The following is a 16,293-nucleotide window of genomic DNA, read 5'->3' on the forward strand; positions in this document are numbered from 1 at the left end:
TAGATACGCTTTAAGACTAAAATGCGAACCATGGTCTCTGTTGGAAATGGTGGACGTCCGCCTTTTTTGCTGACAGGACGCGGTACCACATGGTCGATTTCTGCTGCTAGATGCGCAAAGTCTATACAGGTTTCGATCTTGACCAGCGGGTCACCCAACTTGTCGATCGTCTGTTGGTGATACTGGTTTGCAAAGAGGTCATTCTTAATGGCGCTGCGTTTCTTCATGGTGGTTAGCTCAGTAGACCAGCTTCCGATAACTTTATCAGCAAAATCAACCTCGGCTTAGGTTTTTCGAGGTGCCCTAATATGTGTTCCTCCCATTTGTTCTATTTGAGCAATAGTTTTTTTATCATTGCCTATTGTTAACTTTACCGCTTATTTAAAATTTTAGGTAGCATTACAGGCGCAATACACATCAATCCCATAGGCTTACCTTGTTGATGAATTTCACGACAAAATGTTAATAAATCTTTATCTATTTCACAATCGCTTCCTTTAATAGCAAAATTAGATAAATTTTTTGCTACCGCAAAACCACCAGGAATAATGACTGCACTATATTTATTTTCATCTGCAGATGATAAAGGCGCTATTTTCCCACGTGAAATACGTGAAAATTCTACCATTATGTTCCTTTTTTCTTGATTTTTTTCTCCATTTATATGATTAATAACATCTAGTTGCTCTCTATTAGGTGCAAAAAAACATATTTCAATATTATTTTTACTCAAAGATAACATAGTAAGTACTGATTCATGGATTTCACTGCCATCGAATACACCACATCCGCTTAAAATTACTGCAATAGGTTTCATATTTGACTCCATTTGTAGTAGATTGCTACTAATTCATTTAATGTGATAACATGGAACTTGATCACAAATTTTAATGAATCTTGTAACAAAAATGATTATATTTGTTATGTTGATTGGCTGACAAAAAAATAAAGGTTTCTATTTTACTCACCATCTACATTTATTCATATCATAATTGGTGAGTAAAAAACGATTTCCCTAGTGTTGGCGCAATATTCGCGCACCCCAACTTCGGTTGGGGTTATTTTTTTTCAGCGTCGACTAACCAGCGCTTCAAAACTTTAACATCTTTTTGCCAATTTACTTTTAATTCATCAAACCATTCCTGAATATTATCCCACCAGGCAGGTAAATCAGGAGATTGGAGCTGTTGAGCTAACTGCTGGAGATGGCGCAAACCAACTGCACCTGCTGCACCTTTAATTTTGTGGGCTTCTACAACAATCCCATTTCGATCTTTGGCCACAATATTAGAATCCAATAAAGACAGGTATCCTGGCATCATATTTTCAAAGATCTTTATGCTCTCTTCAATCAGTTTTGGTCCAACTAATTCGAAATATTGGTTGAGCATATTGATATCTAATACGTCATCATGATTAGCAAGTTGTTTTAGCGGAATGTTGATGGATTTATTTTTACAATCCGTCAAATATTTTTCAATAATCTTTATTAATGCACTGACCGACAGTGGTTTACTCAATACATCATCCATACCGGCAGCAAGATACTCTTTTTTGTCTTTCAATACATTAGCCGTTAATGCAATTAAAGGGGGAAGTTTATCATTGGCATAGATTTGACGAAACTGACGTGCAATATCGAGACCGCTCATATCAGGTAGTTGGATATCCAATAAAACCAAATCGTAGCTACCAATTTTGAACATTTTTAGTGCTTCTTTTCCATTCATAGCAACATCAACGGTATGGCCTAATTTTTCTAATACAGATCGCGCGACGATGATATTTAATTCAATATCTTCCACCAAAAGAATATGCAACTTGGGTAGTAAAACAGCTTCTGGTGTTGGCGTTTCAACCGTTTTTGCTACAATGGGTGCTATAACGGATACAGTGAAGCAAGAACCTACCCCTAATGTACTATCGACCTGTATATCTCCCCCCATGCTTTGCGCTAACCGTTTAGAAACAGCAAGACCAATTCCAGTCCCCGTTTCTGGTCGGCCACCAGCACTACCTTTTACCTGATAGTACATGGCAAAAATTTTTTTTTGCTCCTCTTTTGGGATGCCAATACCGCTATCAATAACCTGAATAAAAAGTTGCTCATGTCCTTCATACCAAATACGAACTTTGATCTCACCCTGTTGGGTAAATCTGACGGCATTACCAATTAAATTCCATAGTATTTGCCGTAACCGTGTTGCATCAGTAATGATTTTGCTCGGTAAATTTTCTTTTACTTCTAAGATAAATTTTAAATCTTTAGGTTGTACTAAAAGCCCCGATAAATTTTCAAGATCAGAAATAAATTCATTAAAATCAATTTGTTGACTATCTAAACTAACCTTGCGGCGCTCAATCTTATCCATCTCAATAATATCATTGAAAATATTACCTAAAGTGATAGCGCTGACATGAATAGTTTTCAAATAATTTGTTTGTTTATTGGTTAATTCTGTATCGAGTAATATACGACTCAGTCCAACAATCCCATTAAGCGGCGTACGAAGCTCATGGCTGATAGTTGAAATAAACGTTGTCTTATCCCTGCTGGCATTTTCTAACGCTTCCTGATAATGCTTACGCTCGGTAATATCGCGTCCAAACCCTACTAACCCATGACGTTTTCCAACCCGATCATAAAACGGGACTTTACGTATTTCAAAGCATGCTTTCCGCCCATCGGGATATACTAACCATTGTTCATAGGTCAATGACACATTATGACGAAATACTTTTTCATCAGTTTCCAACTCCTTTTCGGCAACTTCCTCACCATAAATTTCACGATAAGTTAGTCCAATAAGCTGCTTTTCACTGCGACCTGTCAATAATTCCATTGCTCGATTACAACAAGAACAATCATTATTTTCATCACGATAATAAACAAGATCAGGTGATGCATCTAAAAATGATTGTAATAATATAGACTGCTGTTCAAACTCAAGTTGTGTCTGCTCTCGGCGCTTCATCTCTTTTTGCAATTTCTCTAATAATTCTAAATGCGCCTTTTGTATTTTTTCACGCTCTGCAATTTCCAAATTGAGCTGAGCAATATTTCCTTTAAGTTTGTCAGTAAGCTCGGCATCACGCTTACGCATAACTTCTAATTTATCCACCATGCCTGATAAACGACGACGAGACTCTTCAAGTTGTTCGACCACAACAGAAAGAAAATAGACAGCCCAAGGCGTAATAATCAATCCAAAAAAGATAGAGCGAACCAAATCAATATCATGAACATTGCCATATAATAAAATATCAACCGCGATCTGTAATACCATGGCTAATACAACAAGTGCTGTGGCTAATAGTAAGGAAAATCCAATTAAGCCAAGCTTCATCATTAAATCAACATAATATTGAGCAAGTCCTTTGAGCAGCTTCATACACACTCCAATACAAAAAATCAGCTTAAATCATAACTTATATAGATAAAAAACAGAGGGATCTAACATACATTATGAGGGATAATTTATATTTAGATTTTCATGAATAATGAATTAATTTATAAACGAAATTTTATAATTATTAGATAAATAAAAATTTAATAAAAAAATATAGATTTAAAAAAGAAAAAGGGGCAGTATTCGATACTCCCCTTCAATCATGATATACCTTATTTTATAACACGTAGCGTCGGGCGTCCTTTCGGTGGCATCGGCGGCTCATCATCAGATGATGAAATCGACGTTATTTCTTGTGCTTCGTTTGACAACTCAGTATCACTAACCAGTACTAAATTTTCACTTTGAGCAATAGAATTACCTATCCCATCCTCATATTTTGGCTCAGGCTCAAACATCATTCCTGCTCCATTTTCGCGCCCATAGATAGCAATAATAGCGCTCATAGGTACTTCAACATGGCGAGGAACTCCACCAAAACGGGCATTGAAGCTGACAATTTCATTAGTCAGTTCTAAATTACCGACGGCTGAAGGTGTAATATTTAAAATAATCTGTCCTTTATTCGCATATTCCATCGGTACATTTACGCCAAAAATATTAACATCCACAACTAAATGGGGGGTCATATTATTGTCGAGAAGCCATTCATAATGAGCCCTAAGAAGGTAAGGACGACGTGGCGACATTCCTAACAATTCCATAATAAATTAACCTGTGGTAGATAAAAGCATCTCACGCTCAGCTTCAGTTAATGAAGCAAGAAAAGAGTCTCGCTCAAATACACGTTCCATATAAGAACGAATGCCCTCTGTTTCTTTTCCTTTAGGAATGTCGATCTTCCAGTAAGGTAAACGCCATAAAAGGGGAGCTAAATAGCAATCAACTAGACTAAATTCTTCGCTCATAAAAAACGGTCTTTCTTTAAAAATTGGCGAGATTGCTATCAGTTCCTCCCTTAACTGCTTACGGGCAGCATCAGCTTGAGGATCCTTATTTTCAATCTTATGCATCAAAGAATACCAATCCTTATCTATCCGATGTATCATCAAACGACTATTACCACGAGCAACGGGATAAACAGGCATCAATGGGGGATGCGGAAAGCGTTCATCAAGATATTCCATAACAACACGGGAATCATACAATGTTAATTCTCTATCAACCAGCGTTGGTACTGTTTGGTAAGGATTTAGATCAATCAAATCTTGAGGCAAATTACCTGCTTCAACATTCTCAATCTCAACGCTCACGCCCTTTTCTGCCAATACGATCCGCACTTGATGGCTAAATATGTCGGTCGGGCCGGAAAACAGTGTCATTACCGAACGTTTGTTGGCAGCGACAGCCATGAAAACCTCCAAGTTTTATTAAAAAAGAATAAACAGCGATAATATAATTAATCAGGCCATTCTTACATGTTTAAAATGCTGGTGAACCAATTTACTCGGTTAACAGACATTTGACCTTTATTTATTAAACTACAATTAATACATGTTATTTCCACCAAATAAGGTGAGAAATAGATAAGAAAATAATGGCCTATAGTCTATCAGATTTTGTTCAATATGGGGGAAAGTTTGACAATATTTTATGATAAATGTACAAAATTAAAGCAATTTTTTATTGAAAAAATTAATAACAAAAAAATTAAATTAATAATCGCAAGATAATATAAATTTATAACATGTTAAAAACCCGCCTAAAGGCGGGCTTTTTGTTACTAATTTGCTGTAAAAACAAGAAATTAACGTTTAGAGTATTGTGGACGACGACGTGCTTTACGCAGCCCCACTTTCTTACGCTCAACAGAACGCGCATCACGAGTAACAAACCCAGCTTTACGCAATTCTGAACGTAGTGTCTCGTCATATCCCATCAATGCACGTGTAATACCATGACGGATTGCACCTGCTTGACCAGAAATCCCACCACCTTTAACGGTAATGTATAGATCCAGTTTCTGCAACATATCAACCAATTCTAACGGTTGGCGAACAACCATTCGCGCCGTTTCGCGGCCAAAATATTCTTCTAGGCTGCGTTGATTGATAGTAATATTACCGCTACCTGACTTAATGAAGACACGTGCGGAAGAGCTTTTGCGGCGCCCAGTGCCGTAGTATTGATTTTCAGCCATTGCCTATATCCATCCCGATTAAATGTCAAGAACTTGCGGCTGCTGTGCCGCGTGTTTGTGATTACTACCCGCATAAACTTTCATTTTACGGTACATCGCACGACCAAGAGGTCCTTTGGGTAGCATACCTTTAACCGCAATTTCAATTACACGCTCAGGGTGACGGGCAATCATTTCTTCGAAGGTCGCTTGTTTGATACCACCGATATAACCAGTATAGCGATAGTAGATTTTGTCTTCACGCTTGTTACCAGTAACAGCAACTTTTTTTGCATTAACAACAATGATGTAATCACCAGTATCGACATGTGGAGTATATTCCGCTTTATGCTTGCCGCGCAAACGACGAGCAATTTCAGTTGCAAGACGGCCTAAAGTTTTTCCATCTGCATCAACAACGTACCACTCGCGTTTTACGGTTTCTGGTTTAGCTGTAAAAGTTTTCATTAAAGCTTACCCATATATAAGTTACATGTTGGCGAACATTCATATTTTATAAAAATCCCTCAGCATGTTCACGCTAATTTTTGTCCAGTGAATCCTACCCCTTCGAGTAGTCAAACTGACATTAATGCAAGATTTTTGGGAAATAAAAAACTTGCTGTAACATGGGGTGGCAAGATTATAGAGAAATTTTTGCCAAAAATCGACCCAAAAAATAAATTTCTCGTCAATTTATTGTATTATTACCCGCTAATTAAGCTATATGAGGTAATTTTAGGTATTCCTCACTCTGCATTTCTTGCAATCTTGATAAACAGCGTTGATATTCAAAACGTAACAAATGCCCTTGGTAAAGTTTATCCATTGCTACCTCAGCATTAATAATCAACTTAACTTTTCGTTCATAAAATTCATCAATCAGAGCGAGAAAACGCCTGGCTACATCTTCATGGAGTTCTGACATCAACAAAACATTATACAGTAGTACCGTATGATAATCTTTCGCTAAAACGATATAGTCATTTTGACTACGAGCATCTTCACATAATACCTTAAATTCAATCGATAAAATGCCTTCTGCGTTACAGATTGCCGGCATAGTACGATGATTAATCTCAAGAATAGGAAACCTAACTCCAGATTTGCCAGCTAATTTAATAAATATCTCATCCATACGATTGCAGTTCGCTTCATCAATTGGTGTAAGATAAAGACCCTCTTGCTTCAAGGTACGTAAACGATAGTCAATACCTGCATCAACATTGATAATGTCACAATATTTTTTAATTTGTTCGATCGCAGGTAGAAAACGTGTTCGTTGCAATCCATTTCGATAGAGTTCATCTGGATGAATATTAGACGTTGCTATTAAGCAAATGCCTCTGGCAAATAAAGCTTTCAATAACGTTGCCAAAATTATGGCATCAGTGATATCAGAGACGAAAAACTCATCAAAGCATAAAACATCGGTCTGTTTTTTAAATCTATCAGCAATAATTTCCAATGGATCTGGCTGACCTTGTAACTCAATCATTTCATTCTGCACTCGCCACATGAAACGATGAAAATGTAAGCGTAATTTTCTGCCATCCGGTAAACTCTGATAAAAGAGATCCATCAGCCAAGTTTTACCTCGGCCAACACCACCCCACATATATAATCCCTGCACAGGCTCACGATTTGTATGAGGTTTCTTAGCAAATAATTGGCCAATTTTATTTTTCAATGATAACTGGGATGTTTTATTAAGCAACTGATGATGAATAATATCTAAACGTGCTATCGCCTTACTTTGCACCTCATCAAATTGATAATCACCGGTAGCCAAAAACTGTTGGTAAAGTTTAGTGGGAGTCAACAATGCCATCAACGTGATACTCCTTAAAAATGTCATAATTTTATTGACCAATGAAACCAATCATAAACATTATATCGATAATCTTTACTACTTTAATACCGCAAAATACTATGAAATCATTAGCAATAACTTTTCCCACTTTCACTTATAGCCTTTTAACAGGTATAGTGACTACTATACTGTGAATCTATTTCTATGAAAATAAATGTTGTTTTGTTAATGAAGGAGTCAACATGACTTGGGAATATGCACTAATCGGTCTAATTGTAGGTTTCATTATTGGTGCACTAGTAGTTCGCTTCGGCAATACCAAGCTACGCAACCAACAAGCTTTACAAGCTGAACTTGAAAAGAAAAACCATGAATTGGAAGAATATCGTAAAGAATTGGTCAGCCATTTTGCGCGTAGTGCGGAGTTACTCGATAACATGGCGCAAGATTATCGTCAACTCTATCAGCATATGGCGAAAAGTTCGCATGAATTGATGCCTGATATGCCAATACAAAACAACCCTTTTAACTATCGTTTGACTGAATCAGAATCAGACAATGATCAAGCTCCCGTTAATTTACCACCTAAAGATTACTCTGAAGGTTCTTCTGGCTTATTTCGCACAATAAAAGAAAAAAGAAGGTAAATTAGGTTTGATATATTAATAAAATTGCATCTTTACCTAATTTTGATGATAGCGTATCCACCTGATAGAGTTATTTTGTTGTAAAAAATTAATATCATGTAAATACATGTAAAAAAACGATTACTACTATCTGTTGGCTGAACTTTTTTGCATAATTTAAAGTCTTAAACCTGCTGAGGCCTTTTCTATCCAGGATAGCAAATTACCTTAAATAAATTAGGTATGTAAGAGAATTGAATTCATGATGAAAAAAGAGAAACATTTTTTAACTATATTAGCTATGAGTATCAGTCTTTCACTCATAAGTATACCTGCAGTAAGTCATGCTGCATCAATGCCACCAATTGCTTTATCATCTGGTCAAGAATTACCTAGCCTAGCACCGATGCTAGAAAAAGTACTTCCTGCCGTAGTTAGTATTCGTGTATCTGGAACACGTGTTCAAAATCAACAGCTACCCGAAGAATTTAAATTCTTTTTTGGGCCCAATTTTCCCTCACAACAACAAAGTATTCGCCCTTTTGAAGGATTAGGCTCCGGGGTTATTATTGATGCTGAAAAAGGTTATATCCTAACTAATAACCATGTCATCGATAATGCTAATAGCATCCAAATTCAGCTTAATGATGGCAGAGAAATTGACGTTAAGCTTATCGGCCGTGATCCTCAAATAGATATCGCCCTATTACAAATCAAAGATTCAAGTACAGCAAATCTGAAAAAATTGAACTTAGTGGCGATTAAAATAGCTGACTCCGATAAATTGCGAGTTGGTGATTTTGCTGTTGCTGTTGGTAACCCTTTCGGTTTAGGTCAAACAGCAACATCAGGCATTATTTCTGCATTGGGTCGTAGTGGTTTAAATGTAGAAGGACTGGAAAATTTTATTCAAACTGACGCTTCTATTAATAGAGGTAACTCAGGTGGCGCATTAGTTAATCTCAATGGTGAACTGATTGGTATTAATACCGCTATTTTAGCGCCTGGTGGGGGTAATATTGGTATTGGCTTTGCCATTCCATCCAATATGGCTAAATCTCTTAGCGATCAAATTAACAAACATGGTGAAGTAAAACGTGGATTGCTAGGGATCAAAGGCACTGAAATGACTTCCGATGTAGCGAAAGCCTTGAAGATTGATGTCCAAAAAGGGGCATTTGTCAGTGAAGTGATACCAAATTCTGCAGCAGCTAAAGCAGGCATTCAATCTGGTGATATTTTGGTTTCGATTAATAACAAATATATCAATAGCTTCGCTGAATTGAGAGCTAAAATTGGCACTAGTGAAATCGGTAAGCAGATCACCATCGGTCTACTACGTAAAGGCAAGCCAATGGAAGTGAATGTTACCTTAGAAGATAGTGATTCCAGCAGTACGAAAGCCGAAGTTTTAACCACGTCACTAATGGGAGCGACTTTAAGCAATAGTACAATCAAAGGCACTAAAGGTGTTAAGGTCGATAGCGTTTCGTCTAATTCAGCTGCAGTCATGCTTGGCCTGGCAAAAGGTGATCTTATTATTAGTGCCAACGAACAACGGATAGAAAATATTAATCAACTGCGTAAAATTATTGAAACTAAACCTACTGCTTTAGCATTAAATATTTTACGTGGTGATCAAAATATCTACTTATTACTTCGCGGTAATAATATATTCAATTAATCACCCAGCAAACAGGTACTGTTAACTATCGTACCTGTTTGTATTTATGGTATCCTGCTATTTTATTATCTCGTTAATCTTTTATTACAGAATACTTACTATGTTCATCAAGCTTTTTCGTGCCGTCATTGTAGGGCTTGTTATCGCTACTATTTTGCTAATGGCTATTCCATCTATACGCCCAAAAGGACTCACTGACCTCCTCGACGGTAAAAAAGATGAGCAACCAATTAGTTATAGTAAAGCGGTACGTAGAGCAGCACCTGCAGTTGTCTATGTTTATAGCAGCGGGACTGGTAGTTTTTCCCAAAATGGGCGCGAATTAACTGCATTAGGCTCTGGTGTCATTATGAGCAGTAACGGTTATATTATTACCAACAGACATGTCGTTAATAACGCGGATCAAATTCAGATTGCACTACCTGATGAATTAATTTTTGACGCACTCATCGTTGGCTCAGATAGCTTAACAGACTTGGCTGTTTTAAAAATAAACGCCGAAAATCTTCCGGTGATTCCGATTAACCCACAACGTAATGCACACGTTGGCGATATCGTGTTAGCCATCGGTAACCCCTATAATTTAGGACAAACAGTGACACAAGGAATTATTAGCGCCACTGGACGGGTAGGGCTAAGTCCTACCCGCCGACAGAATTTTCTACAAACCGATGCGTCTATTAATCATGGAAATTCAGGCGGAGCACTAATTAATACTGAAGGTGAATTGATGGGAATTAATACACTCTCATTTGATCATTCAGAAAATGGTTTTACGCCTGAGGGATTAGGTTTTGCTATTCCAACAGAATTAGCAACTAAAATTATGGAAAAACTTATTCGGGATGGGCGAGTGATCCGCGGTTTTATCGGTATCACTGCGCGGGACTTACCCCGTATTCGCTCTAACAATAACGATATTAATCAAATTAAAGGGCTACGTATTTTTCAGGTCGCGGCAAATGGCCCGGCAGAAAATGCTGGTATTCAAGTCGGTGACATTATTATTTCTGTTAATGATCAACCGGTTATCTCGGCTGCGGAAACAATGGATCAAGTTGCTGAAATTAGTCCGGGCAGTATCGTCCCTGTCACACTACTGCGCAACGAAAAAACAATGACTGTCCACGTTAAAATTGAAGAGTACAATGAAGGTAAATCATTACTACAATAAGTAAGAATCAGCAGTCTAACTAAGCTACTGATTTTTATCTTAGTAAAATAGCAGATTATATTTTCTTTGCAGTAATACGTTCTATATTGGCCCCTAAACTACGCAGCTTCTCTTCTATTTTCTCATATCCCCTATCGATATGATAAATCCGATCAACAGTTGTTTTTCCTTTCGCAATACATCCAGCAAGTACTAAACTAGCAGATGCCCGTAAATCAGTAGCCATGACTTGTGCTCCCATAAGTTGTTCAACACCATGACAAACAACGGTATTTCCTTCTATTTCCGCATGGGCTCCCATACGAATTAACTCAGGGATATGCATAAAACGATTTTCAAAAATAGTTTCTGTTATTGTACTAACACCTTTAGCCACTAAATTAAGTAAGCTAAATTGTGCCTGCATATCGGTTGGAAAGCCTGGATGCGGTTCTGTTCTGATAGTCACTGCTTTTGGCCGCTTACCATGCATATCCAGCTGGATCCAATCCTCGCCAATTTCAATCTCTGCACCCGCTTCACGTAATTTAGCTAATACTGCATCCAATGTAGCTGGTTTAGTATTGCGACAAATTACTTTACCTCCAGAGATAGCAGCTGCAACCAGGAATGTACCTGTTTCAATTCGATCAGGTAAAATTCGATAAATACCACCACCTAAGCGCGCAACTCCTTCAATAATAATGCTGTCTGTACCTGCACCCGTGATCTTTGCCCCTAATGAATTTAAAAAGTTGGCTGTGTCTTCAACTTCAGGTTCACGAGCTGCGTTTTCAATAACGGTTTTTCCCTCTGCCAGAGTTGCAGCCGTCATAATAGACACGGTGGCGCCGACACTAACTTTATCCATAACAATATTGGCGCCTTGCAAACGACCATCGACCGATGCTTTAACATAACCTTCATCTAAGGTAATTTTGGCACCAAGTTGTTCAAGCCCGGCAATATGCAAATCAACTGGACGCGCCCCAATCGCACATCCTCCCGGTAAAGATACTTGGCCTTGACCGAAACGAGCCACTAATGGCGCCAAAGCCCAAATAGATGCACGCATCGTCCTGACTAACTCATAAGGAGCACAAAATTTATTAATACCACGTGCGTCAACAAGAATAGCGCCATTACGCTCAACTTTTGTACCTAACTGATTAAGTAATTCAATTGTTGTATCAATATCTTTTAGCTTTGGAACATTTTGTAATTCAACGGGTTCTTCTGCTAAAAGCGATGCAAACAATATCGGTAGTGCCGCATTTTTTGCACCAGAAATCGAGACCTCTCCCATCAAACGGGTTGGCCCCTTTAATCGAAACTTGTCCATCTAGAAATTCTCTATGAGTAATATTTATATTATTAATGCAAAAGTATAGTCTTAAAAACCATTAAGCTTACGATCTCTTTTCCATTCCGCGGGGGTATAAGCTTTAATTGATAATGAATGGATCCGATTATCTGCAATATATTCCATTAGTGGTGCATAAATCACTTGCTGCTGCTTAACCCGACTCATACCGTCAAACATTTCACCAACAGCAATTATTTGAAAATGACTACCTTCGCCATTGACAATCACTTCATCAAGTTTCAATTGTTCTATTAATACTTGCTTTATTTCATTTGTATCCATAATTAAACTCAATTCTAACATTAAAAGACAATCCATCTATCCTAATCGATCTATCATCTGCTGCAAATCAAACAAAACGCCCTTGGCATAAAAATGCACAAGAGCGTTTGCTTTATATATAAACTATTTTTAAAATTTATGACCCAATTAGTTCATAAAATCCTCAAGTTTATAAAGCCTAATAAGGATCTTAAAACGCTCACTAATACCTTCAAATACCCATTTATTCTCTGACTGCTGTTCTAATTTTAACCTAATAAACATAGCGAGTCCGGTAGAATCGATATGAGATAACTGGGAAACATTAATCGCATTAATACCTTTTAGCAACTGATTTCTCTGTTGCCAAAAAGCGGGTAGAGTATCACGATCAAGCTCACCGGTTAAAATCAACATTTGACCTTTCTGCTCCCAAGTCAACATGGGTATCATGATTTTTTATTTTCCAGCGTAATGGGATTTTTTGCACTATTGAGCAACACTTGTGTCAAACCGTCAATACCTTTAGTACGTAAAATATTAGCCCATTCGTTTTGTTTAGTTGTAATTAAACTAACACCTTCAGTAATCATATCATAAGCCTGCCAATAGCCAGTTTTGCTATTTTTACGCCATTGAAAATCAAGACGTACAGGTGGTCGGCCCTGTGGATCGGTAATTGTTACCCGAATAGCAACCACATTCCTATCACCCAGTGGTTGTTCAGGCGCAATTTGATATTGTTGCCCATGATACATTGACAAAGCTTGCCCATAAGCTTGTTCCAAATAGGCTTCAATCGCCTGAAAATAAGCATCCCGTTGTGACGGGGTTGCACTACTATAATAAGATCCTAAGACTAATGCTCCTGCATACTTAATTTGTACATAAGGCATAAGTTCTTCACGAACAACCCTGCGTAAGTAATCAGGATTTTGCCGGATCATAGGCTGCTCGTTTTTTAAGCGAGTAAAAGTTTTAGCAGCGGCTTCTTGCATCAGTTTATATGGGTTGGTTTGATCTATCGCCATCGCAAACGGAGCAACCACTAACAAAGCCACTATTAAGAAACGTTTAAACATAAAATAGGTTCCTTTTCTTATCATATTAGATTGTTCATCATGGTGTCGTGGAAGATTTTTCGTTATTTCCGGAAACTGAGCTTGCTCTATTCGAACGATTAGGATCGCCACTTCTATATAAGAATTGCCCAATTAAATCTTCCAATATTATGGCCGGTTTAGTATCTTCGATGCGTCCACCGTCCTTAAGAAAGGTAATTCCCATATCCGGATCATAAAAACCCACATTAAGTGCTAAAAACTGCTCACCTAATAATCCGGCAGTAAGTATCGACAATGAGCTGTTATCAGGAATATTATCATATTGACTAAAAATCGCTAAGGTAACACGTGGCGTATAAGTTTTCTTATCCAACATAATATCGACTATTCGGCCAACCACCACACCACCTATTTTTACCGGCGAGTTTACTTTCAATCCGCCTACATTGGTAAAAGAAGCAGTAACTTTATAAGTTGGTTGATTACCAAATGATTTAATATCTGCAACTTTTAAACATAAAAAGACAATTGCAGCTAATGCAATCAAAACAAATAGTCCAACTAGAATTTCACTTTTCTTACTTTGCATGAATTAATTCCCAAACATCAGTGCAGTAAGCACAAAATCTAAACCCAACACAGCTAATGAAGAATGAACAACGGTTCTGGTCGTTGCACGACTTATCCCTTCCGATGTTGGGATGGCATCATAACCATTAAATAAAGCTATCCAGCTGACTGTAAAAGCGAATACTACACTTTTAATAAAACAGTTGAGAATATCCTTTTTCCACTCAATAGCAGATTGCATCGATGACCAAAAAAAGCCTTCATCAATTCCTTTCCAATCAACACCGACTAGCGCACCACCTAATATGCCTACGGCGACAAAAATCAATGCCAGTAATGGCATACTGATCAGTCCCGCCCAAAAACGTGGCGCGATAACTCGACGTAATGGATCAACCGCCATCATTTCCAAACTAGAGATCTGCTCTGTTGCTTTCATCAATCCTATTTCTGCCGTTAATGCAGAACCTGCTCTGCCAGCAAATAAAAGTGCGGTCACCACTGGTCCTAGTTCCCTTAATAAAGAAAGAGCGACCATCATGCCAAGACTGGATTCAGCACTAAACATGGTCAAGACTAAATATCCTTGTAAACCAAGTACCATGCCAATGAATAATCCCGATACAGCAATAATTAATAAAGATAAGACTCCTACATTGTAGAGCTGTTTTATTAATAATGGCCATTGTTTTGCAAATTCAGGTTTGCCAAATAAAGCCCGACATAACAAATAGCCAGCACGACCAAATGTCGCCACCATAGCTAGTGAACGATCGCCTAATGCGGCTAATGTATCAATTAGTATCATCCCATCACCCTAATAAATCTGCTGCATAATTTCCTGCCGGAAACTTAAATGGTACCGGACCATCTGCTATACCATCAAGAAACTGCCTAACGCGCGCATCCTTATTTTGTTGCAATTCTTTCGCTGCACCTTCAGCAATAACATGTTGCTCTGCAACAATATAAGCTTTATCCGCTATGCTCAACACTTCTGGTACATCGTGAGAAACAATAACACAAGTAATACCTAATGCATGATTAAGTTCATCAATAAGTTTAACCAAAACTCCCATGGTTATCGGATCTTGCCCAACAAAAGGTTCATCAAATAGAATTAATTGTGGATCAAGGGCAATAGCGCGTGCCAATGCTGCTCGTCGCGCCATACCACCTGATAGTTCAGCCGGCATAAGATTGGCCGCACCTCTCAACCCGACTGCTTCTAGTTTCATCATGACCACTGTTCGAATAATTTCTGCTGCTAAAACAGTATGTTCATGTAAAGGGAAAGCAACATTATCAAAAACATTCATATCAGTAAACAAGGCACATGACTGAAACAACATACTCATTTTCTTGCGAGCAGCATAAAGTTCCGCGCGTGATAGTGTTGGAATATTAACACCATCAAACCAAATTTCTCCCTTATCTGGCTGTAATTGTCCACCAATCAAACGTAGCAACGTTGTTTTTCCAATACCTGATGGCCCCATGATTGCCGTAATTTTTCCCCTGGGGATCGTCAAGCTCATATCGGTAAAAATCAGCCGTTGACCCCGAATAAAAGACATATCTTTGATTTCTATGATATTATCTACAGACTTCTTCATGACGATAATAGCCTTTCTGTCTAATTATCATTTAAGTGTATTTACTCAGTATGGAACATATTACCTAAAAACTAGCATATATTCGCTATCAATATTATTGCCAATTTTACTTTTGTTCATTAAACTAGTTGCTGAATAGAGACTTGCATTTATTGTCACGCTATAGACAATAAAAAGAGGTTTAACTTAGAAAATAACGGTTTGAAATGATCAACAAAGAGCAGTTGTTACGAGATAATCGTTTATGTAAAGCAATCATTGGATTATCAGTCGAAGAATTGAAAAATTTAGCCGCTGAATTTTCAGCTTGTTATTTGATTTATCGGAAAAAGAATCGAAAAGCTCACGAGCGGCAGATGGGTGCAGGGCAGAAAGGATTTATCCCAACCCCATTAGATAAACTGCTTTTTATTTTATTGTATTTAAAATGTTATCCGACCTATGATTTGCAAGGACTTCTTTTTGGTTTAGATAGAACACGGGCATGTCGCTGGGTAAAAATATTATTGCCGGTTTTAGAGATGACCTTGGGGCGAGAATGTGTTTTGCCCGCTCGTCAAATTCGCTCTGCTGAGGAATTTTTTCGCGCCTTTCCTGGAGTTAAAGACGTC

17 protein-coding genes and 2 pseudogenes are annotated in these 16,293 nt (G+C 37.8%); 4 read left to right on the forward strand and 15 right to left on the reverse strand.

The window, feature by feature from the left end:
* The 8 genes and pseudogenes from CBG25_RS12590 to zapE all read right to left on the reverse strand — a co-directional run.
* Positions 1-227: pseudogene (locus CBG25_RS12590) on the reverse strand (IS5/IS1182 family transposase); the annotation flags it as partial.
* A gap of 78 nt (positions 228-305) precedes the next feature.
* A pseudogene (gene elbB, locus CBG25_RS12595) lies at positions 306-817 on the reverse strand (isoprenoid biosynthesis glyoxalase ElbB); the annotation flags it as partial.
* Positions 818-1,058: 241 nt separating this feature from the next.
* The gene (arcB, locus tag CBG25_RS12600) at positions 1,059-3,392 is read right to left on the reverse strand and encodes an aerobic respiration two-component sensor histidine kinase ArcB (RefSeq protein ID WP_290607020.1); all 2,334 of its coding nucleotides are present in this window, start codon (positions 3,390-3,392) and stop codon (positions 1,059-1,061) included.
* Between the two features lie 230 nt (positions 3,393-3,622).
* Entirely contained in the window at positions 3,623-4,114 is a 492-nt protein-coding gene (gene sspB, locus CBG25_RS12605) for a ClpXP protease specificity-enhancing factor (protein WP_290607021.1), read from the reverse strand.
* A 6-nt stretch (positions 4,115-4,120) separates the two neighbouring features.
* Positions 4,121-4,762 carry a stringent starvation protein SspA gene (gene sspA, locus CBG25_RS12610; protein WP_290607023.1) on the reverse strand — a complete coding sequence of 214 codons (642 nt, stop codon included), beginning with the start codon at positions 4,760-4,762 and terminating at the stop codon, positions 4,121-4,123.
* A 395-nt stretch (positions 4,763-5,157) separates the two neighbouring features.
* Positions 5,158-5,550 carry a 30S ribosomal protein S9 gene (gene rpsI, locus CBG25_RS12615; protein WP_032115675.1) on the reverse strand — a complete coding sequence of 131 codons (393 nt, stop codon included), beginning with the start codon at positions 5,548-5,550 and terminating at the stop codon, positions 5,158-5,160.
* An 18-nt stretch (positions 5,551-5,568) separates the two neighbouring features.
* Positions 5,569-5,997 (reverse strand): 50S ribosomal protein L13, encoded by a 429-nt coding sequence (gene rplM / locus CBG25_RS12620; RefSeq protein ID WP_290607026.1) that lies wholly within the window; start codon positions 5,995-5,997, stop codon positions 5,569-5,571.
* Between the two features lie 250 nt (positions 5,998-6,247).
* Positions 6,248-7,360, reverse strand: coding sequence for a cell division protein ZapE (zapE, locus tag CBG25_RS12625; protein ID WP_290607028.1), 1,113 nt, complete (start codon positions 7,358-7,360; stop codon positions 6,248-6,250).
* A gap of 224 nt (positions 7,361-7,584) precedes the next feature.
* Between zapE and zapG the strand changes: the two genes are divergently transcribed.
* The 3 genes from zapG to degS all read left to right on the forward strand — a co-directional run bounded on the left by zapG (position 7,585) and on the right by degS (position 10,826).
* Entirely contained in the window at positions 7,585-7,989 is a 405-nt protein-coding gene (gene zapG, locus CBG25_RS12630; RefSeq protein ID WP_290607030.1) for a Z-ring associated protein ZapG, read from the forward strand.
* Positions 7,990-8,233: 244 nt separating this feature from the next.
* On the forward strand, positions 8,234-9,652 hold the full coding sequence (locus CBG25_RS12635) for a Do family serine endopeptidase (RefSeq protein WP_290607031.1): 1,419 nt from the start codon (positions 8,234-8,236) through the stop codon (positions 9,650-9,652).
* Between the two features lie 100 nt (positions 9,653-9,752).
* Positions 9,753-10,826, forward strand: a complete 1,074-nt coding sequence (gene degS / locus CBG25_RS12640) for an outer membrane-stress sensor serine endopeptidase DegS (protein WP_290607032.1) — start codon at positions 9,753-9,755, stop codon at positions 10,824-10,826.
* 55 nt (positions 10,827-10,881) lie between these two features.
* Here degS and murA read toward each other — a convergent pair whose 3' ends face one another.
* From murA to mlaF, 7 genes are all read right to left on the reverse strand, one after another.
* Positions 10,882-12,147: a UDP-N-acetylglucosamine 1-carboxyvinyltransferase gene (gene murA / locus CBG25_RS12645; RefSeq protein WP_290607034.1), complete on the reverse strand. Its 1,266-nt coding sequence runs from the start codon at positions 12,145-12,147 to the stop codon at positions 10,882-10,884.
* A gap of 51 nt (positions 12,148-12,198) precedes the next feature.
* Entirely contained in the window at positions 12,199-12,453 is a 255-nt protein-coding gene (gene ibaG / locus CBG25_RS12650) for a BolA family iron metabolism protein IbaG (protein ID WP_290607036.1), read from the reverse strand.
* A 147-nt stretch (positions 12,454-12,600) separates the two neighbouring features.
* Entirely contained in the window at positions 12,601-12,885 is a 285-nt protein-coding gene (gene mlaB / locus CBG25_RS12655; protein ID WP_290607037.1) for a lipid asymmetry maintenance protein MlaB, read from the reverse strand.
* Positions 12,882-13,514, reverse strand: a complete 633-nt coding sequence (mlaC, locus tag CBG25_RS12660) for a phospholipid-binding protein MlaC (RefSeq protein WP_290607038.1) — start codon at positions 13,512-13,514, stop codon at positions 12,882-12,884. Before mlaC ends, mlaB begins: the two co-directional genes overlap by 4 nt.
* 37 nt (positions 13,515-13,551) lie before the next feature.
* The gene (gene mlaD, locus CBG25_RS12665) at positions 13,552-14,085 is read right to left on the reverse strand and encodes an outer membrane lipid asymmetry maintenance protein MlaD (RefSeq protein WP_290607040.1); all 534 of its coding nucleotides are present in this window, start codon (positions 14,083-14,085) and stop codon (positions 13,552-13,554) included.
* Between the two features lie 3 nt (positions 14,086-14,088).
* Entirely contained in the window at positions 14,089-14,871 is a 783-nt protein-coding gene (gene mlaE, locus CBG25_RS12670) for a lipid asymmetry maintenance ABC transporter permease subunit MlaE (protein ID WP_290607044.1), read from the reverse strand.
* A gap of 7 nt (positions 14,872-14,878) precedes the next feature.
* A complete protein-coding gene (gene mlaF / locus CBG25_RS12675) occupies positions 14,879-15,682 on the reverse strand; it encodes a phospholipid ABC transporter ATP-binding protein MlaF (RefSeq protein ID WP_290607042.1) in 804 nt (267 codons plus the stop codon).
* Positions 15,683-15,888: 206 nt separating this feature from the next.
* On the opposite strand from mlaF, the gene CBG25_RS12680 reads away from it, so the two are divergent.
* Positions 15,889-16,293: transposase family protein (locus tag CBG25_RS12680; RefSeq protein WP_290603697.1), on the forward strand; the 405-nt coding region annotated here is incomplete at its 3' end.

The organism is Arsenophonus sp. ENCA (genome assembly GCF_002287155.1).
In the GTDB taxonomy this organism is placed as follows: domain Bacteria; phylum Pseudomonadota; class Gammaproteobacteria; order Enterobacterales; family Enterobacteriaceae; genus Arsenophonus; species Arsenophonus nilaparvatae.

Coding starts and splice junctions, on each gene's coding strand:
- sspA (WP_290607023.1), bottom strand. CDS start 4,762: ATGGCTGTCGCTGCCAACAAACGTTCGGTAATGACACTGTTTTCCGGC.
- degS (WP_290607032.1), top strand. CDS start 9,753: ATGTTCATCAAGCTTTTTCGTGCCGTCATTGTAGGGCTTGTTATCGCT.
- ibaG (WP_290607036.1), bottom strand. CDS start 12,453: ATGGATACAAATGAAATAAAGCAAGTATTAATAGAACAATTGAAACTT.
- mlaD (WP_290607040.1), bottom strand. CDS start 14,085: ATGCAAAGTAAGAAAAGTGAAATTCTAGTTGGACTATTTGTTTTGATT.
- mlaC (WP_290607038.1), bottom strand. CDS start 13,514: ATGTTTAAACGTTTCTTAATAGTGGCTTTGTTAGTGGTTGCTCCGTTT.
- mlaF (WP_290607042.1), bottom strand. CDS start 15,682: ATGAAGAAGTCTGTAGATAATATCATAGAAATCAAAGATATGTCTTTT.
- arcB (WP_290607020.1), bottom strand. CDS start 3,392: ATGAAGCTGCTCAAAGGACTTGCTCAATATTATGTTGATTTAATGATG.
- zapG (WP_290607030.1), top strand. CDS start 7,585: ATGACTTGGGAATATGCACTAATCGGTCTAATTGTAGGTTTCATTATT.
- mlaB (WP_290607037.1), bottom strand. CDS start 12,885: ATGATACCCATGTTGACTTGGGAGCAGAAAGGTCAAATGTTGATTTTA.
- rpsI (WP_032115675.1), bottom strand. CDS start 5,550: ATGGCTGAAAATCAATACTACGGCACTGGGCGCCGCAAAAGCTCTTCC.
- zapE (WP_290607028.1), bottom strand. CDS start 7,360: ATGGCATTGTTGACTCCCACTAAACTTTACCAACAGTTTTTGGCTACC.
- rplM (WP_290607026.1), bottom strand. CDS start 5,997: ATGAAAACTTTTACAGCTAAACCAGAAACCGTAAAACGCGAGTGGTAC.
- murA (WP_290607034.1), bottom strand. CDS start 12,147: ATGGACAAGTTTCGATTAAAGGGGCCAACCCGTTTGATGGGAGAGGTC.
- CBG25_RS12635 (WP_290607031.1), top strand. CDS start 8,234: ATGAAAAAAGAGAAACATTTTTTAACTATATTAGCTATGAGTATCAGT.
- sspB (WP_290607021.1), bottom strand. CDS start 4,114: ATGGAATTGTTAGGAATGTCGCCACGTCGTCCTTACCTTCTTAGGGCT.